We start from the raw sequence: 24,302 nt of genomic DNA on the forward strand, positions 1-24,302 counted from the left end.
TCGAAAGACATGCTACCGGACACCGGCCTGCAATAAGGAGGGGTGCACTCCGCGTCCTACACCCCTTTGCTCAGCGTCACGAGGAGAGCAGGCATGTCCTCTATCGGGAGGATGTAGTCCGGGTGGTCGTCGCGAAGGGCGCTCAGCGGCATCGAGGGCGTCTCCGCCTCATAGGGCTGCTGAACGATGATGACTCCGCCATGCTTCTTGATGGCCCGGGCGCCCAGGGTTGCGTCGAAATCTCCGCCGGTCAGCACCATTCCGACCGTCCTTGGCCCATAGGTCTCCGCCGCCGACTGGAACAGCGGGTCCGCCGCCGGGCGGGTGTGCCGGACCTTGGGACCCCGATCGAGGTGGATGGCTTCGGGCTGCAACCGCATGTGCAGGTCGGGGGGCGCCACGTAGATCCGGCCCCGCTCGATGGTCTGGCCAGGAACGGGGTGGTACGCCGGCAAGGGGCCGGCCTTGCTCAGAAGATGGGGCAAAAGACTGGGACGGTGCGCGCCGATGTGGACGACGACGAAGACGGATGCGGGCAGGTCCGCCGGAAGGCCGCCGACCAGCTTTTGCAAGGCCTGGACACCGCCAGCCGATGCGGCGATGACGACGATGTCGCGTGGCTGCGGCCCCATTGCGGAAACTCTTCGCTGCGGATTTCCGTTCAACACCGGCCGCGCTTTTCCGTCACGTTTTCCGTCATGCGGGCCATCCCGGTGTTGCTGCTCGCCGGCCTCGATCATCGGCGGCCCTTTCAGCCGCCCTTTCAGCCAAGAGCGTCGCGCAGCGCAAGGACGACGGCGGCGGGGTCGGAGGGCTTGCGGAGCAAGGGTCGGTGGCGGTGTTGCGCTGGGAGATGCTCCGGCCCGTACCCCGAATGGAAGACGAAGGGAATGGCGCCGGCAGCGAGCGCGTCGGCGACCGCGGTCACCGGTTCGTCGTCGAGCCGGGCATCCAGCACCGCCGCGTCGAACGCTTCGCGTTCGATCAGCGCGAGGGCATCCGCCAGGGAACCCGCCATGCCGACGATCGTGGCCCCGGCGTCCTCCAAGTTCTCCTCCAGGACCATGGCGATCAGCAGCTCGTCCTCGACGATCAAAACACGGCAACCGTCCAGAAGCTTTCCGGTCATGCGCCCTCTCCCAAGCCTTCGGGACCTTTGGCGTCGCTCCTGGTCTGGGTGATCGGCACCATGAGCGTCGCCTCCAGGCCGGCCGAATCGTACTCCACCACGGCGTCGCCGCGGAGTTCATGGCGGATTTGCTGGGTGATGAGCCTGGAACCGAAACCGTGATGGGCGGGCGCCGTCACCTCGGGCCCGTTCGTCTCGCGCCAACGGACGAGCAAGGCCATGTCCTTCTCCTGCCTGATTTCCGCCCGGCCGATTTCCCAGGTCACGGCGACATGCCCCGCCGGCACCGACAGCGAACCGTATTTCACGGCGTTGGTTGCAAGCTCGTGGATCACCATGCCGAGCGCCAGCGCAGCCTTGGGCCGGAGTTGGACCACCGGCCCCTCAATGGTGAAACGCCCCTCCTCGCCGGTGTAGGGCTTCACCTCGTTCAGAACGATGGCGCGCAACGGGACGTCGCCCCAGCCATCGCGCGTCAGCAGGTCATAAGTGTTGGAAATTGCCTGCAGGCGGCCGAGGAACGCCGCGTATTCCGGCTCCTTGGCCATGGTCTTCAGCGTCTGCCGGGCCAGCGCGGTGATGACCGTGAGCATGTTCTTGACCCGATGGTCCAGCTCGCCAACCAATTGGCGCTGCTGCTCTTCAGCCTCCTTCAGCGACGTGACGTCCACAAAGGTCAACAGCAGGCCTTCCAGATCGTTGCGCGCGTTCCGGTAGGGCAGGATGCGCATGATGTAGTGCCGGTGCCCCTCCCTGGACTGCACCGCCTTCTCCAGGGGCTCCGGGCGGACCAGGGCGTCGCGGAGATCCCGGGCGAGATCCAGCCGGTCGAGATGGCTGACGATGTCGGTCAGCGGGCGTCCGCGGTCGCTCGCGATCAGATTGAAAATCTCCGTCACCGCGGAGGTGAAGCTGCGGATCAACAGGTTCCGGTCGAGAAAGACGATGCCGATCCGGGTGCTGTTGAACAGGTTCTGGAGATCGCTGTTCGATTGGTCCAACGCCTCGACCTTGCTGTTGAGTTCGAGGTTGACGGCGTGAAGCTCCTCGTTGACGGATTGGGTCTCCTCCTTGGCGGTTTCCAGCTCCTCGTTGGTGGATTGCAGCTCCTCGTTCACCGAGATCAGCTCCTCGTTGGCTGATTTCAGCTCCTCAAGCGAGGTCTCGTACTCCTCGATCGTGCTCTGGAGGCGCTCCTTGGTGTCGCGCAGCTCGCGCTCCAGCTGCTCCACCGCGGTGTGATCCTGCCCCCAATGGCGTTCCTTGCCGTAGATCGCCTCCGGTGAGCCGGGGCGGCCGACGTCGGAAAACACGATCAGGAAAAGCGCTTCGCCATCCCGGTCGAATGGCTCGATCGTCAGGTCGATCAGCTGGACGCGGTCGTCCACCTCCACCGCGAGATGCTTGCGGGTGACCGGCTTGTGCGTCTGCGTCGCATCGTGCATGGCGCCGCGCAGGTCCAGCCGCAAACCCTTGCGGGCCATCGCCAGCAGCTGCCGGTTCGGCACGCCGGGCGGCGCCTGTAGGTATTTGCCGGTGTTGGCCGAATAGTAGACCACCTCGCCGTTCTGGTTGACCACGACGTGGGCCGGCGCGAACCGCTCCAGCACGCGGGCTTCGACCTGCCCGCGCAGCAGGGCGGCGTTGGACTGGGTGGAGCGGGGCGTCTCGACCGCCCCCTGGACCGAACGGCTGCCATGCCCGCCCAAAGGAAAGGGGATACTCACCGGGGCGGTGTCCTGCCGGCGGAACAGGCGGTGCTTCTTGTCGATGGGGGCGAACAGCGTCTGATGCTGCCCGATCGTTTCCGCCACGCCGAGGAACAGGTATCCGCCGGGCCGCAGGGCGTAGTGGAACATCGGAATGACCTGATCCTGGAGTTCCGCCCCCAGGTAGATGAGGAGGTTACGGCACGAAATCAGGTCGATGCGCGAAAAGGGCGGGTCGCGGACGATGCTGTGCGCCGAGAAGATGCACAGGTCGCGCACCTCCTTGCGCACGACGTAGCTGGTGCCGTCCTCGATGAAATGGCGCTTGAGCCGGCCCGGCGGCACATCCTGCACCAGGCTGGCGGGGTAGCGCCCGGTGCGCGCCACCTCTAGGGCCGAGTCGTCGATGTCGGTGGCGAACACCTGGATTCTCGGCAGCGCGTGCAGGGTCTCCGCATACTCGGACAACAGCATGGCGACGGAGTAGGCCTCCTCGCCGGTGGCGCAGCCGGGCACCCACACGCGCACCGCATCGCTGGCGTCCTTCCCCGCGAACAGGTGCGGGATAACCTGGTCCTCCAGCGCCTGGAAGGTCTCGCCATCGCGGAAGAAGGTCGTAACGCCGATGAGCAGATCGCGGAACAGCGCCGCCGCTTCGCCGTGATCCTCGCGCAGATGTTGGACATAGCCATCGATGTCGGTCAGCCGCAGGGCCTGCATCCGGCGTTGCACGCGGCGCAGGAACGTGTTGGGCTTGTAGCCGCGAAAGTCATGCCCGACCTGTTTGCGCAGGACGGTGGTGATGCTTTTGCGCGCCGCCTCCAGGCGCGCGCTCTCCCGCGCATCCCTGTCCTTCGTGAGATCGCCCAGCGGCGCGGCGACCCGGACGATGTCCACCAGCGTCGCCGCCATCGCCTCGACGGGCACGACAAGATCGACGACGCCGGCGGCGATGGCGCTGTTCGGCATGCCGGCATGGCGCGGGATGCCGTCGTGGCCTTGCGCGATGGTGAAGCCGCCCCGTTCCTTGATCGCCTTGACGCCCAGGGTTCCGTCGCTGCCGCCGCCCGACAGGATGATGCCGATCGCCCGTTCACCGCAGTCGTCGGCCAGCGAGCCGAGAAAGATGTCGACCGGGTTGCGCTCGCGATAAGTGGCGTTCAGCGGCCGCACGTGGAGCGCGCCGTCTCCGATGGTCAGCAGGGTTCCCGGTTGCAGGGTGTAAATGCGGTTCGGCTCGACGGCCTCCCCATCGCACGCCTGACGCGCCGGTGTCTTGGTGCATCGGCCGATGATGTCGGCCAGCAGGCTCTCGTGTTCCGGCGCCAGATGGGTGACGACGACGAACGCCATGCCGCTGTCGGCGGGCATGGCGCGGAACAGCCCCTCCAAGGCCTCGACCCCTCCGGCGGACGCGCCGATCCCCACGATCGGGAAGGATGGCTTATCGGTCATTCTGCGGTCCTTCCTGAGGTCCGAGAGGACCGGTTCGGTGTCGTTCAACGACGTCGGTGACGGTGTTCTTGGTGATCGACATGTGTGCATGTGTGGCCGTGGATCGCCACCCGCCTTCCTGCGTATGCCCTTTCCACGGACGCGGCGTGGAAGCCCGCCGAAGCCCTGGCGCCCACTGCGTCCCGTGATTCTTTTACTCCAACGGGGGCGGCGTCGCCATGCCGCGCTTCCGCAACACGCCCCCACGCCACCTGGGCGGCGTGCGATCAGTGGCGCGCCAGCATCTCCGCGAGGAGTTCGACGAGGCGGATCGAGTCCACGGGCTTGTTCAGCAGTCGATAACCGCTCCCCTGCGCTTCGGCCATCCGTTCCGGCGCGGTGTCGCCGGTGATCAGAACGGCGGCCGCCACGCCCCGTGCGCTTGCGGCGGCGATGGCCTCCGTCCCCCGCTCGCCGTGCGACAGGGTGTAGTCGGCAACGATCGCGTCGGGCGCCGGGGATGACCGCTCCAGGAGCGTCACGGCTTCACGCAGGCTGTGGGCGGCGAGCACCGTGGCGCCGTGCGATTGGAGCGACAGCGTCAACGCCTTGAGCACCAGCGCCTCGTCATCCACCACCAGCACCGTGGCGCCGTTCAGGGCAACCCGCGCATCGCCTTTGGGGGAGCCGCTTTTGGATGGGTCGAGATTGTCCTCGGGCTGCGCCTGGTCGGTCCCGGCGAGCGGGAGCGACAGGGAAAAGGTGGAGCCGTGCCCCACGTCCGAGCGCACCTCCACCGCGGTCCCGAGCAGGGCCGCGACGCGGCGCACCGTGGAGAGCCCAAGGCCGAACCCGCGGCTGTGGTCCCGGGCGGTCTTCCCGAGCTGAACATATTCGTCGAAGATGTGCTCGATCTTTTCCGCCGGGATCCCGACGCCCGTGTCGACCACCGAGAGCCGCACGGCCTCCCCCTCCACGGCCACTTCGACGCGGATGCCGCCCGTTTCCGTGAATTTCACGGCGTTCGACAAGAGGTTGCGCAGCACCAATTCGACCAGCAGGGGGTCCGCGCGCACCGCCACGCCGGTGTGCGGCACCTCAAGGAACAACTCGGTCTCTCTGGCCTGACCCTGAAATTCGCTGAGCAAACGGCCCAGCACCTCGTCCAGGTCGAAGTCGCGAATCTTTTGCTGGAACACCCCGGCGTCGAGCCGCGCCACCTCCAGCAAGCCGGTGAGCATGCCGGTGAGGCTCGCGAGGCTGTCGGCCAGGGGGTCGAGCAGGTCCCGTTCCTTGTCCCGGAGCGGCTGCATCTTCAACAGCCCCACGAACAGATTGGCGGCCATGACCGGCTGGCGCAGGTCGTGGCTGACGGACGCCAGAAAGCTCGACAGCTTCCGGTTTGCCGCTTCGGCCTTCTCCCGCGCCGCGCTCTCGTCCCTCTGGCGCCGTTCCCGGGTGACGTCGCGGAATAGGACGGCGACGCGGTCGTCGTCCCGCGTGACCTTCCAGATGTAGACCTCGAACCACTGCTCCAGAGGGGCGGCGAACAACTCGTGCCGTTCCGGCTCGCCGGAGCGCAACACGCGCGCCGGGATTTCCCACCAGTGCGGTTCGAGATCAGGAAACACGTCCCTGAGGCGCCGGCCCAGGAATTCCGCCTTCACCGTGCGAATGGCCGCCGGGTTGGCCTCCGAATAGACGGCGTCCACGGGCTGGCCGGCCTCGTCCCAGATGATCCGCGCCAGCACGAGCCCCTCGGTCATCGACTGGAACAGCGAGCGGTATTTCTCCTCGCTGGCCTCCAGGCGCGCCGTCGTCTGCCGGCGCTCGGTCACGTCGACGAAGGTGACGACCACACCATCGAAGCGGTCGTCGATGGTGTGGTAGGGCCGCAGCCGCATCATGAGCCAGCGGCCGTCGATCGTCGGCACTTCCCGCTCGATGGGGCACAGGTCGCGCAGCACGCGGCGCGCATCCGCGTTCAGCCCGTCGTAGTCGAGCCGGTGCGTAAAGGTCGTGATCGCGCGTCCGACGTCGGCGTCCGTGATATTGAACACGCGCGCCACCGTGGGCGTCAGCATGCGAATGCGCAGCTCCGCATCCAGGAAGAGCGTGCCGACCTCCGTGGAGGTCACCATGTTCCGCAGGTCGCTGTGAGCCGACGCAATAACCTCCAGCTTGCGCTGCAATTCTTCGTTGACGGTCTGAAGCTCTGCGTTCATGGACTGGAGTTCCTCCTTGGAGGTCTCCAGCTCTTCTGACGTGGCGCAGTACTCCTCGTTGATCGAGTGCAGTTCCTCGTTGGCCGCGCGCAGTTCCTGGATCGCAAGCTCATACTCGTCATGGCTTGTTTTCAGACGCTCGGCCGTCGTCCTCGATGCATCCGAAGACGGCTCCGCATCGATTTGGCCGCCATCCAGAAAGAACACCAGAGCTTGGCGCGTCGTGGATTCCGACGGCTGTGTCGGCGTCACCTGCATGAGAATCCGATGCGACGTTCCGTAGAAGGCCACAATGGTCGGCGGAGTCAGGGTGGCCTCGCCCTGCTCCAGCGCGCGGCGCAGGGCGATGTGCAGATCGATGCGCAGCTCGGGTCGGACCAGGGGCAGCAGATCGACGGTGAAGGTGCCACCGGAGGGCAGCAGAAAGCGTCCGGCCGTCGGCGACAGGTGCAGAATGCGCCGGTCACGGTCCACCAGCACGCTGGGCGGCGCCGCACGCTCCAGTGCCGAGACATGCATCTGCGCGATTGCCGTCTCATTGCCCACCCTAGGGCCCACCGGAGAGCGCGGGGGCCGATGCGCGGTCATCACCCTTACCTCGGTGGCCGGCAACGGCGGCAGCCGTCGCCTGTTTTGTGGCAGGGCACGATACAGGCACGCGTCGTGATTGACGGCGGAGTAGAGTTCGGTCACTACTTCCGCCGTCTCGGTCGAGCCCAGGAACAGACAGCCGTTGGGAACCAGCCCGTAATGGAACAGGCCGCAGACCTCGCGCTGGAGGTCGCGGTCAAGGTCGACGAGCAGGTTCCGGCAGGTGATGAGCTGAAGCCGCATGAAGGGCGGATCCTTCAGCGCGCTGTGGGAGGCGAACAGGACCAGATTGCGAATTTCCTTCGTCACCCGGTAATGCGCCCCCTCCTTGGCAAAAAACCGACGCAACCGGTCCTCGCTGACATCCGCTTCGATCGATGCGGGATACAGTCCCTCCCGCGCCGTGGCCAGCGCCCCCTCGTCCAGGTCGGTGGCGAAGATTTGAATGGGAACGGAGGCGCTGCGGCGAGTCGCTTCCTCCAGCAGGAGGATGGCCAGACTGTACGCCTCCTCGCCCGTGGCGCAGCCGGCAACCCAGACCCGGATGCCCTGACCGTCCTCCATCTGGTCGAAGATCGGCCGGATCGCCTCTGTCTCCAGCGCTTCGAAAGCGTCCGGGTTGCGGAAGAACGTGGTGACGGAGATCAACAGGTCTTCGAGAAGCTTCTGCGCTTCCTCCGGGGATTCCCGCAGGTGGTGAGTGTAGGCGTCCAGCCCGGCACACCGCGTCACCCGCATGCGCCGGCGGATCCGCCGCAGGACGGTTGCCCGCTTGTGGCGGGAAAAACTGTGCCCGGTGCGGGCCTGCAACAGTCCGAGGATGTCGCGGAGGTGGTTCTCCGCCTCCTCCCCGCCGAGCATCGGGCTGGCCGCCCTGTTGCGCACCACCTCGGCAATGCGCTCGCCCATGTTGCGGATCGGCAGAACGAAATCGGCATCCCCCGTTGCCAAGGCGCTGCGCGGCATTGCCGGAAATTCCGCCTCGTCCGGATCCTGAATGAAAACGACGCCTCCGGCTTCCTTCACCGCGCGGACGCCCGCCGCCCCGTCGGAACCGCTTCCGGTGAGAATGACAACCACACCGTCGCCCCGCGCGGCGGCGACGGTGCGGAAGACGTGGTCGATGGGAGCGCGGCTGTCCCGTGCTTCGCTGAACGGCCGCGCGGTGATGTGATCGCCCTTGATTACCAGTTCACGGTCGGGCGGGATCACGTAGACGCAGTTCGGCATTAGACGCGGGCTGTCCGCGACCGGCCGGACCGGCATCGTGGTGGACCCGGCGAGTATTTCGGCAAGCACGCCGGGGTGGTCCGGCGCCAAGTGCATGATGACGACAAAGGCAACGCCCAGATCATCCCCGATTTGGGCGAAGAACTCCCGAAGCGCCGACACACCGCCAGCGGAGGCGCCGATCGCGCAGACGGGCGTATAATCGTGGAAGATTCTCCCGCATTTTGCCATATCGCACGCATTCCTATTGCAAATCCAAATGGTTGTTTTGGAAACGTTATGGCGTTATGTTCGCTTTGTTCCTGCCAATACACACGTCAAATTTAGACTTCGAACCTCGTTCAAGCTTCGACGAGGCAATTAAACTTAACATAATTATCAATCCCTGGATAGCCTGCGCAGGCCATGAATCTTCCGGCAGATAAGCGCATGGCCTTCGGCTACCAAGTCGACAGATGAAGATGGCCATGAAAACACCCGGCATTCTATCTTTGTTTTTTGGCCAGCCGCCAAGGCTCCGGGCGCAGGCCCCGGCCGACTGGCACGCAGCAACCGTGGCGGCGGGCACAGGAAGCGTTCATCCGCCGACCGTATGACTGTGCCCGCGAATTGGTTGAACTCCGAAGCCAGCAGCGTCGGGCAGGATCAGGAACGGATGGGCCGGTCAAGGCGTGCCGGAGCGAAATCTCCGGGACCGGACTGACGTGAGAATGTCGAGCAGGCGCTCAGGAATGGGTTCGGAGAGAACCGGAGCGAACATCTCGCACAGACGCTGCCGGACCGCTTGGTCCTGGCGAACCTGCATCGCAATTTCAGGATTATCGGCTAAATAGGTTTCGACGCGCCTGGAACTTGCCGCATTGAGCTTGCCGCTGACATAATCATCGAGATTCTGGCGGGAGAACTCCGGTGTCTGTTCACTCATCCGCTTCCTCCTTCCGGAGGGCGAGGAAGCCCAAGGGCAATGCGCCAAGTTGATCGAACGCCTCGCGAAGGGCTTGCCTTACGTTGCGCACCGTCATGCGCGTGATGATCGCCGCCTCCTGGTCCGAAAACCCCTCGACGGCCATCAGGAAAAGAACCGCTTTCTGTGCAAACGTGAGCGCATGAAAGGCCAATTGCAGTCCGGGTTCACGGCTGTCTGCAACGTGAAGGTCGCTGGGCGGACCACGTGCCAGGGCCGACGCCTCCCTCGGTTGCTGAGCGCTCGGGGTTTCCCGAACGATTGCATCATGCTGAAGAGTGAACAGCCAGATGCGCACACCGTCATGGGGAACGTTCACAAAATTTTTGGCAGCGATGCGCAAGCATTCCTCGACAAGCCCATCGGCGACGTCATGGTGGCCGGTCATGGCTCGAGAATAACGCCGAAGATGTGGAATGAGCTTTTTAAGGACTGATATTTCCGCCATGTCTCCCCCTCTGCGGCGGGGCGAGATGGTTTTCGTCCCGCTCGGCTGTGCTGTTTTCTCAGCATACAGCATCATCGCAACGGAGAGGGGCAATCATCGGGGTCATGCGGGAAGGACCCGCGACCAATCATCCCGCATGAAGACGACCTGCCAGCCGCGCGCGGCGGCGAAGACGCGACTGAATTCCGTGCCGCCGCCGGTGAAGATGTAGGTGAGAAGCCGTTCGCCCGCAGGAAGGCGAGAACCCCGAGCATCGGCTGGTAGATCAGACGCGCGTGTTGATCTGGTGGAGCAAAGGGCCGCGTGGTGCGTTGTTCAAGGATCGAACCAGCGATATTGAAGCGTCAGTCCGACCGTTTGGAAGCTTCCGCCGACCCGCGTGATCAGCGACTTCGACCAGGCCAGCTTCGCGGACACGCCGTCGAGGATCGGCACGGAAAGGGTCAGGCCATAGCGCGAATTCGCCTGAAGGTCGTGCTTGGCGGTGCCGTTCAGGCTGGTTTCCCCACCCGTGTAATAGGTCGCGTCGGCTGCCAGCCAGAGGCCGGGGCGGAAGTTGTAGCCGCCGTGCATCTCGAACGTCCACAACGGATCCTGGCTGCGCCGGTTGCCCCGGAAGAAGTTTGGATTGTCGGTGAACAGCCAGACGCCGGTGGAGGCATCCGCGAACCAGTTCCCGTATGGCTGCGACAGGCCGATTTCGGGTTTGAACGCCCACCGGTGGGAGCTGACGTTGATCAAGTAGGCCGGGTTGTACTGCCCGGTCGGCGCCACGACGGTGAGGCTCGTGCCGAGCGTGGTCGTCGGTGCGCGTTGCGCAAACTCCGCCGGGGTGAGCGCCGGACCGCCGACGAGGTTCGCCGTAAACCGCAGTCTCACGTCGCCCAACCCGTTGCGGGAGACTTGCCGGCTCTGGTCTTCCAGATCCCCGCGGACGTCTCCGTTGATGAAGGGCACCAGCAAGGCCGCGCTGGCGGCACGCCCGGCCAAGCCGAAGGACCGCTGATAGCCAAGGATGCCGCTGGTGATCACGGCCTCGACGTTGGTGAGCGGCAACGACGGGTCAGTCGACACACCCCCTGTCGAGCGGCTGTAGCCCGCGACCAGAAAGTTGGTGCCGACGGGAGAGACGGAGAAGGCGCGCGGCTCCATCTCCTGTGCGCGGGCCCGATGAGTCCCCGACACGGCGCCGGCCATCGCGAGCGCGACAAGCGTCGAGACCATGCCACGTCCACAACGCGCATGGGCGCCCCTGCTCCGCCACGTCGACCAGGATTCGAGTGGTGACGCACTCATCCAATCCTCGCGCGCCCGATCCCGACCGCAACCTTCTGCATGGGCACGATCCACGCAGCATCCTGCTGTCGAGGTCGCAGCCCTGTCAATTGGGCCTTCGCCCCGGAAACTTCTTTCGAAACGGCATAAATGTATTCCTCAGATTGAGCGCCGGAGATAGCCCGACATTTCCGGAAAGCACAATTGAACGCATCGTTCCTCTTTTGAACGGTTAGGCCCGGTTCCTTTGGAAGAGCGAGCCTGATGTTGATCCAAATCAAGACAGCTATTGCTACAATGCTGAACGCTGCCAGTCCGGACGCTTTTCCCGAAAGGCATGGACTCCCGACATCCGATTCCGGTGACCGGCCTTACCGCCAACAGGTTTTCTCCTGACTACCCCGTCGAACGACGGGTGAGCCTGCGTCCGATCCAGATCAGGAGGTCGCATCGATGAGAAGGCTCACACGACCGCTATGGCCGGTCCTTGGCGTTTCGCTGCTGCTCAGCCCCGCCTGGGCCGCCGGGCAGCCTCCGTCCAGCGGCACGCCCATGGCGACGCAACAGGCGACGGCACCCGCGGCCGAGCCCCCCAAGGCCGGGGGCGACGCGCCGGTCATCGACAGCGGGGCGATGAACACGCTGAAGCGCATGGCCGACACCCTGGCGCAGGCCAAGGGGTTCCGCGTGACGATCCGGTCCAACTACGACGTGGTTCAGGACACCGGTGAGACGATCGAGTTCGGCGAACGCCGCACGGTTACCCTGACCCGTCCCGACGCGTTGCGCGTCGAAGCGCAGCAGAGCGACGGGAAGACGACGCTGGTGAGCTATGACGGCAAGGCGATCACCGTCTTCAATCCGGACCGGAACGTCTATGGCCAAGTCGACGAGCCAGGCAGTGTCGATGATGCCATCCACTCTATGGTCCAGGACCTTCAGGTGCGGGTGCCGCTGGCGCTGCTGCTGGTCACCACGCTGCCGGCGGAGTTGGACCAGCGCATCCAGGCGCTGGACTACGTGGAGCGCGACACGCTGACGCCGGTGCCGACCGATCATCTGGCGGCACGGACCGAGGATGCGGACTTCCAGGTCTGGATCGCCGGCGAGGGCACGCCCCTGCCGCAACGGATCACCATCACCTACAAGAACGACGAGGGCGAGCCGCAGTACCGCGCCGAGCTGACGGACTGGGCGCTGAATCCCGAGGTGGCGCCGGCGCAGCTCGCCGTCGCCCTGCCGGCGGGGGCGGAGCGCATCCCCTTCCTGATCCGGGTGCCGCGTGCAAAGTCCGACCAACCGCCGGCCACCACGTCGCCGCCCCAGACCAAGCCGGGACCATCCGGCAGCGCAGAAGGAGCACCGAAATGAACATTCGGTCATCCAGACTCGCCCTTCCGACCGCAGCCCTGCTGGTCCTGGTGGCCGGATCGGTGATGGACGCCCATGCCGTCGGCAATCGTGGCGGTGGTGGCGGGGGTGGGGGAGGCAACTTCTCCCGGTCCGGCCCCGCGGCGAGCGGCAGCCTCTCAGGCCAGAGAGGCGGTGCTGCGGCGACAGGGGCCCGGCAAGCCGGTGCGACGGAGCGTTCCGGGCAACGGGCGGCGACCACGCAGACCGCCTCCCGTCAGGCGGGCGCCACGGAGCGGTCGGGGCAACGCGCCGACACGCAGCAGACCCGCACCCAGTCCCGCGCCGACACCCGCACCTCGGGCCAGCAGGAACGGACCGAGCGGGAAGGACAGCGGCAGCAAGGCCAGACCGAACGCACCGATGCCCGCCAGCAAGGCCAGACCGAGCGCACGGAAACCCGGGCCAACGCGGCGCAGAACATGTCGGGCAACTGGGACGGCCATCATTATGACGACAACGACAACGAATGGGGCTACGCCCTGGCCGGCGCCGCGGTCGGGGCAACCGCCGGTTACATCGCGGGGGCCGCGACCACGGCGTCGACGGTGCCGGCCACCGTGACGGTGCTGCCCTGCACGCCGACGGTCGTGCCGGCGGGCGGCGTGAGCTATTACGGCTGCGGCGGCACTTGGTACAACCAAAGCTACGTCAACGGCAGCGTTTCCTACGTCACCGTCGCTCCGCCTCCGGGCTATTAGGGCCAGCGGGTCGTAGGGTGCCGGCCTTGGAGGCTTGATGATGCGGGCTGCCTTCCGAACCTGGGTTGCGGGTGCGGTTCTGCTGGTCGGGGTTCTCCTCGCCGGCGGTTGCGCGACCCCGGTCACCGTCGAGCGCGTGGACCATGGCACGGTCCATCAGCAGATCACCCGCAATGTCCTGTCGGCGAACGCGCTCAGCGACCCGACCCACAACGTGCTGCGTCGCTGGTCTCTCGCGGACCTTTACCTGGAAAAGCCCGAAGTCGCCATCGCCGACCTCCACACCGCGGTCGCCCAAGGGCGCGGTGGCGCCGATGAGGTCTTCGCGCTGGCGGAAATGGCGTTCCTGCACGCCGAAAACCGGGGTGGGCGCCCCTATTATCTCGCCTCCGCCCTCTACGCCTACGCCTTTCTTTTTCCCGGCGCGGCGGACCAGCCGCCCAGTCCCTACGATCCGCGTTTCCGCCTCGCCACCGACCTGTACAACCGTGGCCTGACCACGGGATTGGAAACCGAGGACCGGAACGGCATGGCCATCCAGGCGGCGAGCTATCGGTTGCCGTTCGGCCAGCTCGACGTCGCCTTCGACTCACGGGAACTCGCCTGGGGAGGACGCCAGCTGACCGACTTCTTTCCGATCGCCGAGGTGGAAGTCGATGGCCTCGACGCCCGCTACCGCCAGCCGGGTATCGGGGCGCCCCTGGCGGCCGGCACCACGCAGGGCACTCTGACCAAGGGATTCCAGGTTGCGCCGCGCGTCAAGACGCCGGTAACCGCCCTGCTGCGCATCACGGACCCCCGGCGCCAGATTGCCGACGGAACGGTGCGCGGGCAGCTCGAACTCTATCCGTCATCCGACACCGAAGCGGTGCTGATCGATCATCAGCATGTCCCGTTGGAGGTGGAGTACACCTCGACGCTCGCCTACATGCTGAGTGGATTGCCGGTATCGGAAATCGAGTTCGGCGGCTTCCTGCGCGGCAGCCTGCTGGAGCAGAAGGTTCCGTCCCGTCTGGTCGCCCTGGAACCCTACCGGGCCGGTCGCATTCCCGTCGTCTTCGTCCACGGGACGGCGTCGAGCGCCGTGCGCTGGGCCGAGATGCTGAACGACCTGAGAGGCGATCCGCGCATCCGCGACCACTTCCAGTTCTGGTTCTTCAGCTACGAAACCGGCAATCCGGTCCCCTATTCCGCGATGCTGCTGCGCGACGCGTTGCAGAACGCGGTCTCCGGCCTGGACCCATCCGGGCAGGATCCGGCGCTGCACGAGATGGTCGTCATCGGGCACAGCCAGGGCGGCCTGCTGACCAAAATGACGGCGATCGATACGGGTGACCGGTTCTGGAACACGGCGTTCCGGAAGCCGCCGGACGAGTTGCCCGTCGATCCGGACAGTCGGGATCTGTTGAAGCGCTTCCTGTTCATAAAGCCGGTGCCCTCGGTCAAGCGTCTCATCTTCATCGCCACCCCCCACGGCGGCAGCTACGTCGCCGGCAACCGGATCAACCAGTTCGTCGCAAGTCTGGTGCGTCTGCCGGGCAACCTGCTGAGGGAGGCCTTGGCCGTCGGAAAGCTGGACAGCACGAGCACCGCCCTGGCCGGACAAGGGGGGTTCGGCAGCGTCTACGGCATGACGCCCGGCAGCGTGCTGGTCCGGGCCTTGGCCGCCACTCCCATCGCCCCGGGGGTCAAGGCGCATTCGATCATCGCCGTGCGCGGCGACGGTCCCATCGAGTCCGGCGACGACGGCGTCGTCGAATACAAGAGCGCCCACATCGCGGGTGTCGAATCCGAGTACATCGTCCACTCCGGCCATTCCACGCAGGGCGATCCGCACACCATCGAGGAGGTGCGGCGCATCCTTCTCCTGCACTGGGCGGAGTCCTGCACAAAGCGCCAGGACTGCAGACCACCGGGCGTCGCAGCCCCCCGCGTGGCAAGCCGGTCGCCATGAGGCCGGGCTTGCGCAAAGGCGCTTTGTTCCCGGCCCTCATGCTCGCCGTTTTGCTGCTGTGCTCTGCGGCTCCCCAGACGGACGAGTCGCTGCGCTTGTCGCAGGTCATGGCCGAGCTGTCCCGGAATCCGGATTTCGTGGAGGCGGTGTACGCGCGCATGGGACGCACCCCGAAGGCCGGTGGCATTCTCGGGCCGGACGAGATCAAGCGCCTGCGTGAGTTGATCCTGGGCAAGGACTTCGCGGCGCTGGACCGCTTCCCCGGCCTGACCGTGCGGGGGATGGGGCGGTCCGTCCGTTTGGCGGCGGCAATGCTTGGCCGGCCCGTGGACAGCGCCCCGCCGCAGCCGGCGATCGCTGAAACGTCGGTCGACGACGCCCTCGGCATTCCCGCAACGGGCGATCCCCCAACGCCGGATGCCTATCTGCGCCCCCTGGGGTTCGGGTTGGAGATCGGCGACCGGATCGACCCAACGCTGGCCGACCGGTATGCCGACAGCCTGCGCCTTGCCGAGGTGCTGAACCGTCTCTCGCTGAACGCACCGGCGGGCCGGGGGAGCTACCGGATTGTCCTGAAGGGACGGGCCGTCAGCACCCCGGGCGCCCTGCTGGACGCGCTGGCGGCGGACGGACACGATGTGGAGGTCCGGGATTCCCGCTACTTCGCCAACTTCGGCGACCTGATCTATCGCGGCCGCGACGTCCTCACGCCGTTCTGGATCGACACCGAACTGCCGGTTCCCGGGACCGACCGGACGCTGCTGGTCCCGGTGAGCCATTCCCAGCATGAGTTCATCGTCCGCGGCCCCGTGGTCAACGCCGATCTGTCCTTCTATTTCGGGATCGACGGAGAGGCGGTGTTCCGCCCCAGCGTGACCCGCGATCAGGCCTGGGTCATGGGCCGGGTGGCGCACCGGTACCGGGGACCGGACGCCGTGGAGGTGACCCGCCTCGCCGGCGCCATCGTGCAGGCCTACGGCGCGATCAAGCGGCGCCATCCGGACCTGCCGTTCGGCGGCTACTACGCACTGGGAGTCTGCAACGACGTCAACGCCATGATCGAGTTGCGCATGCAGGGGGCAACGACCCTGTTCCCTCTGACGCTTGATCCGCAGTTCTTCGATGGGGGAGGCGAAGTCGATCATCTCGCCCGGCGCCTGCCGCTGGACGGCGGGTGGTGGGCGACGCCGGACCCGCGGCGCATCCTGGGGTCGATGCCCGTCGATGACCTCGCCACGCTGCCCTTCCCTGCCCTGAGGGACGATTTGAAGAGCGTCGGCGCGGCGTCGCAAAGAGACGTCACTCTTCCGGCCGATACGCGCGACCTTGCGCTTCTGGGCCTCGTCGCGGCGGCCGCCATCGTGATCGGCCTGCGGCTCGTCCGGCACCGGGGCCGGCACCGGCAAGGCTGACCAGGACGCTGTCCGGCCATGTCGCGACACCAACGCCCGCGACGATACAGTGAACGGTTACTGTAGCATGCCCGTGCTCATCCCAACGGTACTTCCAACGCGCCGCGTGGTTGCCGCTCAATGGTCCGTGATTGCGAGCGTTCCGCACACGTACCGAGGACCGGGTTACGATGGTGGTTGCGATGGTGAGTGGTGCGCCTCGTCATAAGCTCCGTCGGGCCACAAGGCTGGTTGCCGCCTTTGCGGCCCTGCTGCTGGTGGGGGGTGTTGCTGCGTGCGCGGTCGTCTCCGACGAGCCCGCCGACGCCAATGCCGCGCTTGAACAGTACAGGTCCGCGTTCGCCAGGATGCGTCCCGGTGAAATTCCGCCGGCGATGGACGACCGCAATTACAAGCTCTTTGAAAACATCTTCCATCTCGTGCTGGCGGCCTACGTGAAACCGGCGTCCCCCACACGTCTGGTCGATCAGGCGTGGGAGGGATTGTGGAAGAAAAAGGCAGAGAACCCCAGTGCCAGCGAGCGCGCGCTCACCGAAAGCGCCATCGAGAGCATGCTGACCGCCCTCGACCCTTATTCGAATTTCCTCAACGCGGACCGCGTCCGCGACGTTCGCGAGCAGATGCATGGCGAGTTTCCCGGTCTCGGCATCGAGGTCGTAATCGATAAGGAAACCGGCCTCCTGCGCGTCGTCGGCACCGATCAGAACACCCCCGCGGCCCGCGCCGGGGTTCGGTCCGGTGACCTGATCACCCGGATCAACGACCACAATGTGAAGGGCGTGAGCTTGCACGACGCAGTGACGGCCATGCGCGGTCCAGTCGGCGGTTCGGTGACCTTGGAACTGCTGCGGCCGGGCAGCGACGTTCCCATACAGGTGTTCGTCACGCGTGCTGTGGTCCAGGTCCCGTCCGTCGTTTATCGACTGCTGGACAATGTCGCTTACATCCGCATCGATTATTTCGGCGAGCAAGCGGCCCGTCTTGTGCGTGAAGGTCTGGCGAGCATGAACCTTCAGGCCATGGGGAATCTGGCCGGCATCGTCCTTGATCTGCGGAACAATCCGGGCGGGCTGTTCGAGCAGGGCGTGAACGTCGCCGGCATCTTCCTGGGGGCGGTGGACATCGTGTCCACCCGCGATCGCGACGCCAGCGTGCGGCACTACAAGGGCCGCGCGGATGATGATGTGCTGCCGGAACTTCCGCTGATGGTTCTGATCGACAGCGGTACGACGTCCGCGGCTGAGGTCGTTGCCGGCGCCTTGCAGGACCACCATCGAGCGCTGCTGATCGGTGCGCGCAGCTATGGCAAGGGCTCGGTGCAGACGATTTTCATGCTGCCGGGCGGTGATGGTCTTCGCTTGACGACGGCACGGTACTTCCGGCCCTCCGGCGGACCCGTGGAATGCTTCGGGATCACGCCGAATCTCGAGATAAAGCCAGCCGGGCGTCCCTTGCCCGCAGGACTGTGGCCGAGGGCGGGATCGTGCCCCGAGGCGTGGTGTCTGAGGGGGCCTCTGTGCTCTTCGGCGGGTTGAGGCCGCCGGTCTACTCCGCTGCGATGGACAGCGGATCAGGGGTGTGAGGGTGGCACAGCTCGGCCAGGCTTTCCATGGTCATGTAGCGCCGGGCCACCGCCCATTCATCATGCTGCTCCAGCAGCAAGGCGCCGACGAGGCGCACAACCGCCCCTTCGCCAGGGAAGATGCCGACGACGTTGGTGCGCCGCTTGATCTCGCCATTCAGCCGCTCCAGAGGATTCGTGCTGTGCAATTTGGTGCGCAGGTCCTTGGGGTACTTCATGTAGGCCAGCACGTCGAACTCCGCCTCGTCCATCAGCGCCGCCAGCTTGGAAAAGCGCGGCCGCAGGCTGTCGGCCACCCGGCGCCACTGCTCATGCGCCGCCTCAGCGGTCTCCTGGGCAAAGGCGGTGCGAATGGTGGCCGCGACCATCGTCTGGTGCGCCTTGCCGACGCAGGCGAGGAGATTCCTCATGCAATGAACACGACAGCGTTGAAGTGTGGCGCCCAGCACCTTGGAAGCGGCGGCCTTCAGCCCGAGATGCGCATCGGCGATCACCAGCTTTACGCCGCGTAGGCCCCGGCGGGTGAGGGTGCGCAGGAAATCGGTCCAGAAGGTCTCGGCTTCCGACAGCCCGAGGCCGAGCCCCAGCACCTCGCGCCGGCCATCGCTGTTGACGCCGATGGCCAGTATGGCGGCGAGCGAGACGATGCGGCCGTCCTGGCGCACTTTCACGTAGGTCGCATCCAGCCACACAAAGGGCCAGTCGCCTTCCAGCGGCCGGTTCAGGAACGCCTGCACGCGCTCGTCGATGTCCTGGCACAGGCGGCTGACCTGGCTCTTGGAGATGCCGGTCATGCCCATCGCCTTGACCAGATCATCGACGTTGCGCGTCGAGATGCCCTGCACGTAGGCCTCCTGAATCACCGCGATTAGCGCCTTCTCCGCGGTGCGGCGCGGCTCCAGGAAGGCCGGGAAGTAGGAGCCGCGCCGCAGCTTGGGGATGCGCAGGTCGATGGCCCCGGCGCGCGTCTCCCAGGTCCGCTCCCGGTAGCCGTTGCGCTTGGTCTGGCGGTCCTCGCTGCGTTCGCCATACCCGGCGCCGCACAGGCTCTCCACCTCCAGCTCCATCAGGCGCTGGGCGGCGAAGCCGACCATCTCGCGCAGAAAGTCGGCATCGGCGCTCTTCCCAATCAGCTCCTGAAGAGCGATCCTGTCCTCGGTCATCGTGGTCTCCGTCTTGGTTGATGGTCGTTAAGCAACCTCAACTTAGCCGAAGAACACGGTGACCGCCGCTCCCGAACGGCCGGCCCGCCTGCGCCAGCTATGGGGGAGCGCTCCGGCGGGCCAGCCTCACGCCTCAGACACCACGCGGTGGGACGCGATCGAGGGCGGCCGAGACCGGAGAAACGCATGCCGGCACGAGCGGTTGCGATCCCGGTGCTCTCGCGCCACCACCACCGCGGACCTGGGCCATGACCGAACTTTGCCCCGATGTGGTCAAGACGTGGACCAATCGAGCGTCCGATGGTCCGCTTGAGTGCGCCGTGGCCGCCATCCGCACGCATCGGGTGGAGAGCGCTTTGCCGAAATGAGCCTCTGCCGCCGTCGGGCCGGTGTTTCGTGCCTGGTCCGTGTACGGGCGCCTCCTCGTGGATAGGGTCATGCTGCGACAGCTTCTTCTGGGCAGTCTTCTCAGCCTTGGCAACATCGCCATCCACGCCGTCGTGATGACCGCGGCCGTCGGCACCGCCCGGCTCGCGTCGACATGGCAGCGTCGGTACCCTCAGTTGTGGCTTATGGCCGTTATGGTCGCGACCGTCGGGATTCTGCTGACGGCGCATGTCATGGAGGTGTTCACGTGGGCGCTTCTCTATTCATTTTTGAAGGTGGCCCAACCGCAGGCCAATCTCCTGTACTTTGCGTTCGTCAACTACACGACGCTCGGCTATGGAGACATCGTTCCAAAGGAACGCTGGCTTCTGCTTGGGCCAATGACCGCCATGAACGGGGTGCTGCTGTTCGGCTGGTCGACGGCGGTCATTTTTGAAGTGTCGATGCAGGCTCATCGTATCCGCGAGCGTTCAGGGGAGCCATGAACGCGGAGCGACGTTAGGCTGCAATGAATGTTCGCCGCAGCGCCCAGGGTTGCCCAACCGCCATCACCACGCCGTTTTTTCCCCGACACCCCCGGTTCGACCCTCAATAGGGTTCGCTCCCGGACGATCTGAACCGCGCCGGGTTTCCTGGAGCCCCCATTTCTTGAGAAACTGGGCTCATCTTGACGAAGCAGATACACCGGGCTGACGTGCTGGACGGTCCCCCGGCGCACGAGGGAAATCCGCAAGCGCGGTTTCCGATCACAGGAATCCGGCGCCGGCGTGGTCCTTGAAGAGGTCGGCGTCGCGCACGTAGCCGGCCAGCACGTCGAGGGACTCGTGCCGCGACTGGTCGCGCATCTTGAACAGCGACGCTCCGGTGGCGGCAGCCGAGGTGAGGAAGCCGGCGCGCAGGCTGTGTTCGTCGTACAAGGCAACGTCCGGGTCCCCATCGCCCAGCGGCGGCAGCGCCTTCACCCGCGCCAGCATGCGGTCGACCTTGGCCTGCTGGTCTGGAGTGAGACCGGCGGGAGTTGGCCGCTCACCGGGCTGGGCGTCGGCGTCGGCGTCTCCTGTTGTCGATCGGCCCGCGACGGTCTTCCGGGCCACGAGCCACGACGTGGTCGCCGTAGGACCAGTGTGGTGCCCATCGAACCATGCGGCAAGGCGACCCTGCCGATACGCTCCAAGGGCTGACGGCCACCCCGTTGGAGCAGGTCCGGTTGGTCGTGAGAAGACCGCATACTAACAGTTATATCCATGCAATTCCTATTTTTTGCCAAAGACCGATGACGGCTCCAATCTCCGCGATCGGCGCAACCCTCCAGACCTTTGCCCTGGTGCTCCAGATCCCAAATGCCTTGACCCTACCGTTCTAGGGTTTCGGACGCCCCGCCGCTATCGTCCTCGGGTCCCGGTCCAGGCAGCACCGGCTCCGCGCCGAACGGCCGGTTGATGACCGACAGCGCCTCCGTTGCCGCGAAGAGCCGGTTGCGCCGGTGTCCCGTCCGTTCGGTTAGGATGCCGGCTTGCTGCAACAGGCCGATGGCCGTGTCGGCAGCCCGGAAACTGACGTTCAGGAGCTTGGCCAAGCGCTTGACCGTGATGACCGGGTAGTGCGGCAGGATGTCGAGCGCGCGCAGGGCGGCCGACTTGGCACGGAATGGACGGCGGTTCAGCCAAACCCGGCGAAGATCCGCCAGTGCGGCCCGCGTCACCAACAGTTCGCTCACCGTGCCGACCACCGCATCCGCCAGATACCCGACCATGGCGTGCCATTCGAGGCGCTGCTGCGCGGCCTTGAGAGCGTCGTAATAGGCCTGTTTGTGAGCCTCGATGTAGGGGCTCAGGTAGAGCGGGACATGGCTTTCCGCGGCCATCATCAGGGGCAGCAAAAGGCGACCCACGCGGCCGTTGCCGTCGCGGAACGGGTGCACGGCCTCAAAATGCGCATGCGCGACCGCCATCCGCGTCAGCAGTCCCTGGGTCTGCCGCTGCAGTCCCTCGCAGCGAAGATAGTCGACAGTCTGCTCCAGGCACGCGGGCAGGTGCGGCGGCGGCGGTGGGTTGAAGGTGGAGTAGGCGATGTCCTTGCCGCCGCCGATCCAGGCGACGACTTGCCGGAAGTCGCCGGGCACGTCCTGGTATGCGGTGTCCCCCTTCATGACGGCCCGATGCAGATTCCGGATGAGATCGACCGTGAAGATGGCCGGCCCGGCCGCCTGGGCGCGCGGCAGCAACACATCGAGCGCCAGGGCATAGTCACGGACCTGGGCGGCCGCGTCCGTCGCCTCGCCGTCTTCGGTTTCCTCGACGGACAGCAGTTCGTCGAGGGTCGAGTTCGTGCCCTCGATTCCGCTGCTCGACACCGCCTCGCGCCGGGTCAGAACGCGGCTCAGCAGGTACGGGTCATGCAGGTCGGCCGCCAGCGTGTCGATGCGGGCGAGCGCCTGGTTGGCGGCCTCGCTGCGCGTCAGCACCGGCCCGAGCGGCACCGTGTCCTCCGGCGGAGGCGGGGGCACGACGCCATAGTGCGCCTGGTGCGGTGGCGGCAGGCGCACCAGCCGTTGGCGCACTTCGTGGCACAGGGTATCGCGGCGCATGACGGTCCGAAAGCTTCAATGACTGACCGCTCCGGCCAGCTGTATTGAAGCTTAGCATGCCAACCATAAGCAAGAAAGCCGGCGAAGAGGCCGTGATGAAGGCTCCAGGATTGCGCGGTTGGGAGGGCTGGACAAAAGACGGTCGGTGCGCGAGCTTCATCAGGGGCACCATCCACGAACAATCCGGCGAGCAACCGTCCATGACCGCGACAGGCCAGTCGACGAAGGTTCCCAAGGGCTGGGAAGAGTTCTACCGCGGCATGACGGCGATCACCGACGATGTCTGCTACCGACATCTCAACGAGGAATACGCAGAACTGGCGCGCGTCGCCATCGCCGCGCTGTGCCGCAAGCGGCCAAGCCCGCTGCGCTCGGGCAAGCCGGAAAGCTGGGCATGCGGGGTCCTCTACGCCTTGGGCCAGGCCAACTTCCTGTCCGACACATCCAGCTCCCCGTCCATGCCGTTGCAGGAGTTGTGCGCCCGGTTCGGGGTCACTCCATGGAACGGGCGAAATTATACGCTAAGCGAACAAAGCGAGAACGCGGCCGCTTCACGCCCAGTGACATGGGGTAATCGCGGACGCGTGGGGCTTCCAACCAAAGCGGTGAGTTCTGCGTTACCCGCTTCAAGGAAAGGCACTGCAAGGAGAGCCGCCATGGAGCAGTTTGTCGGGTTGGACGTGTCGCTGAACGAGACCTCGGTGTGCGTTGTGACGGAAGCCGGCAAGGCGGTGTGGAAGGGGAAATGCGCCTCGACCCCGGAGGCCATTGCGGAAACGCTGCGCCGCCACGCCCCTCAGGCGGTTCGCATTGGTCTGGAGAGCGGCCCTCTGTCGACCTGGCATTGGCACGCTCTGCGCGACCTGGGCCTGCCGGTGGTTTGCCTCGATGCTCGGCAAGTCAAGGCGGCGTTATCGTTGCAGATCAACAAAACCGATGCCAACGACGCCCATGGCTTGGCCCAGGTCGTCCGCACCGGCTGGTTTCGCGCAGTCGAGGTCAAGAGCCTGGACAGCCATCTCGCGCGCGCCCAGTTGATGGCCCGCACCCAGCTGGTGGCCATGCGCCGGGACGTCGTCAACCAGATGCGCGGCATCCTGAAGACCTTCGGCCTGATCCTGGGCAAGGTCGGCGGGGCGGCGCTGCCCGCACGGGTTCGGGAGTTGACCACCGGTCAGGCCGGTGTGGCGGTCGTCACCGAGGCGCTGCTGGCCGTCTGGCAACGCCTCACCGAGCAGATCGAGGTGCTTGACCGGACGGTTCTGCGCCAGGCGCGGGACAACCTGGTCTGTCGGCGCTTGATGACCATCCCAGGGATCGGGCCGATCACCGCGCTGAGCTTCACCACGGTGATCGATGATCCCGCGCGGTTCGCCAAGTCTTCAAGCGTGGGCGCCTACTTGGGCCTGACCCCGCGGCAGTACCAGTCGGGCGAAGTGGACTGGGCGGGGCGGATCTCGAAGGCCGGCGACAAGCTGACGCGCGGTTATCTGTTCGAAGCCGCGGGAACCCTGCTGACCCGGGTGGAGAAATGGTGCGCTCTCAAGGCCTGGGGCGTTCGCCTGGCCAAACGCATCGGCCTGAAGAAGGCCAAGGTCGCGGTGGCTAGGAAACTGGCGGTGCTGATGCATCGGCTTTGGGTGGACGGCAGCGAGTTTCGCTGGGCGGGCCAGGAGGTGGCCGCCTGAACCACGTTTGAACGCGAGGTCGAAAGGGTTCCGCCCGCCGCGGAGCGAGGTCCCTGCCGGGACGAAGCGGCAGCCATCCCGTCTATGTGGATGCAAGATCGCTGGGGCATCCCGCCCGCGATCACTGCGTCAGTGACATTGGGAGGCTGCGCTCCTCACGCCATCATGCGGCGGCACCTGCCGACCGCGGAGACAACCATGGATCCGGCAGTGGTCTTGGTCCTCGGAACGGACTGCGACATCAACGAGCCTCGTCGTCTGGAACGGTCGCCCAGGTGGGTCCACAGGCCCGCCCCGTCATTGATGGAGGTGCGAGGCGGGCCTGTGGACTACCTGGACGACCTGGCACAGTGAAATGAAAACCCACATTGGGAAAGTGCTTGATCCTTGGCCCGCGATTAGACAACCACATA

General features: G+C 65.9%; 17 protein-coding genes and 1 pseudogene. 8 read left to right on the forward strand and 10 right to left on the reverse strand.

The features are described from left to right. Positions 1-56 precede the first annotated feature (56 nt). The 7 genes from M2351_RS18760 to M2351_RS18790 all read right to left on the reverse strand — a co-directional run bounded on the left by M2351_RS18760 (position 57) and on the right by M2351_RS18790 (position 10,954). On the reverse strand, positions 57-740 hold the full coding sequence (locus M2351_RS18760; protein ID WP_264657630.1) for a chemotaxis protein CheB: 684 nt from the start codon (positions 738-740) through the stop codon (positions 57-59). Positions 741-763: 23 nt separating this feature from the next. Further along, the gene (locus tag M2351_RS18765) at positions 764-1,129 is read right to left on the reverse strand and encodes a response regulator (protein ID WP_264657631.1); all 366 of its coding nucleotides are present in this window, start codon (positions 1,127-1,129) and stop codon (positions 764-766) included. Further along, a complete protein-coding gene (locus M2351_RS18770) occupies positions 1,126-4,293 on the reverse strand; it encodes a CheR family methyltransferase (RefSeq protein ID WP_264657632.1) in 3,168 nt (1,055 codons plus the stop codon). The genes M2351_RS18765 and M2351_RS18770 overlap by 4 nt, the downstream gene beginning before the upstream one ends. A 266-nt stretch (positions 4,294-4,559) precedes the next feature. Then, positions 4,560-8,549, reverse strand: coding sequence for a chemotaxis protein CheB (locus M2351_RS18775; protein ID WP_264657633.1), 3,990 nt, complete (start codon positions 8,547-8,549; stop codon positions 4,560-4,562). Positions 8,550-8,982: 433 nt separating this feature from the next. Then, entirely contained in the window at positions 8,983-9,243 is a 261-nt protein-coding gene (locus M2351_RS18780) for an anti-sigma factor family protein (RefSeq protein WP_264657634.1), read from the reverse strand. Further along, the gene (locus M2351_RS18785) at positions 9,236-9,730 is read right to left on the reverse strand and encodes an RNA polymerase sigma factor (protein WP_264657635.1); all 495 of its coding nucleotides are present in this window, start codon (positions 9,728-9,730) and stop codon (positions 9,236-9,238) included. The genes M2351_RS18780 and M2351_RS18785 overlap by 8 nt, the downstream gene beginning before the upstream one ends. A gap of 315 nt (positions 9,731-10,045) precedes the next feature. After that, positions 10,046-10,954: a transporter gene (locus tag M2351_RS18790; protein WP_264657636.1), complete on the reverse strand. Its 909-nt coding sequence runs from the start codon at positions 10,952-10,954 to the stop codon at positions 10,046-10,048. Positions 10,955-11,458: 504 nt separating this feature from the next. Between M2351_RS18790 and M2351_RS18795 the strand changes: the two genes are divergently transcribed. The 5 genes from M2351_RS18795 (at position 11,459) to M2351_RS18815 (ending at position 18,017) form a co-directional block, all read left to right on the forward strand. Then, complete coding sequence (locus tag M2351_RS18795; RefSeq protein WP_264657637.1) at positions 11,459-12,376, forward strand: DUF2092 domain-containing protein; 918 nt, start codon at positions 11,459-11,461, stop codon at positions 12,374-12,376. Next, positions 12,373-13,116 (forward strand): hypothetical protein, encoded by a 744-nt coding sequence (locus M2351_RS18800; protein ID WP_264657638.1) that lies wholly within the window; start codon positions 12,373-12,375, stop codon positions 13,114-13,116. Before M2351_RS18795 ends, M2351_RS18800 begins: the two co-directional genes overlap by 4 nt. A 37-nt stretch (positions 13,117-13,153) precedes the next feature. Further along, on the forward strand, positions 13,154-15,070 hold the full coding sequence (locus M2351_RS18805) for an esterase/lipase family protein (RefSeq protein WP_264657639.1): 1,917 nt from the start codon (positions 13,154-13,156) through the stop codon (positions 15,068-15,070). Between the two features lie 8 nt (positions 15,071-15,078). Beyond that, positions 15,079-16,482: a hypothetical protein gene (locus tag M2351_RS18810; protein WP_264657640.1), complete on the forward strand. Its 1,404-nt coding sequence runs from the start codon at positions 15,079-15,081 to the stop codon at positions 16,480-16,482. Positions 16,483-16,652: 170 nt separating this feature from the next. After that, the gene (locus M2351_RS18815) at positions 16,653-18,017 is read left to right on the forward strand and encodes a S41 family peptidase (protein WP_264657641.1); all 1,365 of its coding nucleotides are present in this window, start codon (positions 16,653-16,655) and stop codon (positions 18,015-18,017) included. A gap of 10 nt (positions 18,018-18,027) precedes the next feature. Here the strand turns inward: M2351_RS18815 and M2351_RS18820 are convergent, their stop codons facing one another. Next, positions 18,028-19,227 carry an IS256 family transposase gene (locus M2351_RS18820; RefSeq protein ID WP_264654291.1) on the reverse strand — a complete coding sequence of 400 codons (1,200 nt, stop codon included), beginning with the start codon at positions 19,225-19,227 and terminating at the stop codon, positions 18,028-18,030. 437 nt (positions 19,228-19,664) lie between these two features. On the opposite strand from M2351_RS18820, the gene M2351_RS18825 reads away from it, so the two are divergent. Further along, positions 19,665-20,099 carry a potassium channel family protein gene (locus tag M2351_RS18825; RefSeq protein WP_264657642.1) on the forward strand — a complete coding sequence of 145 codons (435 nt, stop codon included), beginning with the start codon at positions 19,665-19,667 and terminating at the stop codon, positions 20,097-20,099. Between the two features lie 261 nt (positions 20,100-20,360). Here the strand turns inward: M2351_RS18825 and M2351_RS18830 are convergent, their stop codons facing one another. After that, positions 20,361-20,708, reverse strand: coding sequence for a site-specific integrase (locus M2351_RS18830; RefSeq protein WP_264657643.1), 348 nt, complete (start codon positions 20,706-20,708; stop codon positions 20,361-20,363). 257 nt (positions 20,709-20,965) lie between these two features. After that, positions 20,966-22,201: a Fic family protein gene (locus M2351_RS18835; protein ID WP_264657644.1), complete on the reverse strand. Its 1,236-nt coding sequence runs from the start codon at positions 22,199-22,201 to the stop codon at positions 20,966-20,968. A 260-nt stretch (positions 22,202-22,461) separates the two neighbouring features. Here M2351_RS18835 and M2351_RS18840 point away from each other — a divergent pair. Beyond that, positions 22,462-22,689: pseudogene (locus M2351_RS18840) on the forward strand (DUF6398 domain-containing protein); the annotation flags it as partial. A 168-nt stretch (positions 22,690-22,857) separates the two neighbouring features. Beyond that, positions 22,858-23,889 (forward strand): IS110 family RNA-guided transposase, encoded by a 1,032-nt coding sequence (locus M2351_RS18845; RefSeq protein ID WP_264657727.1) that lies wholly within the window; start codon positions 22,858-22,860, stop codon positions 23,887-23,889. Positions 23,890-24,302 lie beyond the last annotated feature (413 nt).

Source organism: Azospirillum canadense, assembly GCF_025961225.1.
GTDB lineage: Bacteria > Pseudomonadota > Alphaproteobacteria > Azospirillales > Azospirillaceae > Azospirillum > Azospirillum canadense.

Bases quoted from the DNA above. Each gene is read 5' to 3' on its own strand.
- M2351_RS18820 (WP_264654291.1), bottom strand. From the start codon at position 19,227: ATGACCGAGGACAGGATCGCTCTTCAGGAGCTGATTGGGAAGAGCGCC.
- M2351_RS18815 (WP_264657641.1), top strand. From the start codon at position 16,653: ATGGTGGTTGCGATGGTGAGTGGTGCGCCTCGTCATAAGCTCCGTCGG.
- M2351_RS18765 (WP_264657631.1), bottom strand. From the start codon at position 1,129: ATGACCGGAAAGCTTCTGGACGGTTGCCGTGTTTTGATCGTCGAGGAC.
- M2351_RS18825 (WP_264657642.1), top strand. From the start codon at position 19,665: ATGCTGCGACAGCTTCTTCTGGGCAGTCTTCTCAGCCTTGGCAACATC.
- M2351_RS18845 (WP_264657727.1), top strand. From the start codon at position 22,858: ATGGAGCAGTTTGTCGGGTTGGACGTGTCGCTGAACGAGACCTCGGTG.
- M2351_RS18785 (WP_264657635.1), bottom strand. From the start codon at position 9,730: ATGGCGGAAATATCAGTCCTTAAAAAGCTCATTCCACATCTTCGGCGT.
- M2351_RS18805 (WP_264657639.1), top strand. From the start codon at position 13,154: ATGATGCGGGCTGCCTTCCGAACCTGGGTTGCGGGTGCGGTTCTGCTG.
- M2351_RS18760 (WP_264657630.1), bottom strand. From the start codon at position 740: ATGATCGAGGCCGGCGAGCAGCAACACCGGGATGGCCCGCATGACGGA.
- M2351_RS18800 (WP_264657638.1), top strand. From the start codon at position 12,373: ATGAACATTCGGTCATCCAGACTCGCCCTTCCGACCGCAGCCCTGCTG.
- M2351_RS18775 (WP_264657633.1), bottom strand. From the start codon at position 8,549: ATGGCAAAATGCGGGAGAATCTTCCACGATTATACGCCCGTCTGCGCG.
- M2351_RS18770 (WP_264657632.1), bottom strand. From the start codon at position 4,293: ATGACCGATAAGCCATCCTTCCCGATCGTGGGGATCGGCGCGTCCGCC.
- M2351_RS18795 (WP_264657637.1), top strand. From the start codon at position 11,459: ATGAGAAGGCTCACACGACCGCTATGGCCGGTCCTTGGCGTTTCGCTG.
- M2351_RS18780 (WP_264657634.1), bottom strand. From the start codon at position 9,243: ATGAGTGAACAGACACCGGAGTTCTCCCGCCAGAATCTCGATGATTAT.
- M2351_RS18790 (WP_264657636.1), bottom strand. From the start codon at position 10,954: ATGGTCTCGACGCTTGTCGCGCTCGCGATGGCCGGCGCCGTGTCGGGG.
- M2351_RS18835 (WP_264657644.1), bottom strand. From the start codon at position 22,201: ATGCGCCGCGATACCCTGTGCCACGAAGTGCGCCAACGGCTGGTGCGC.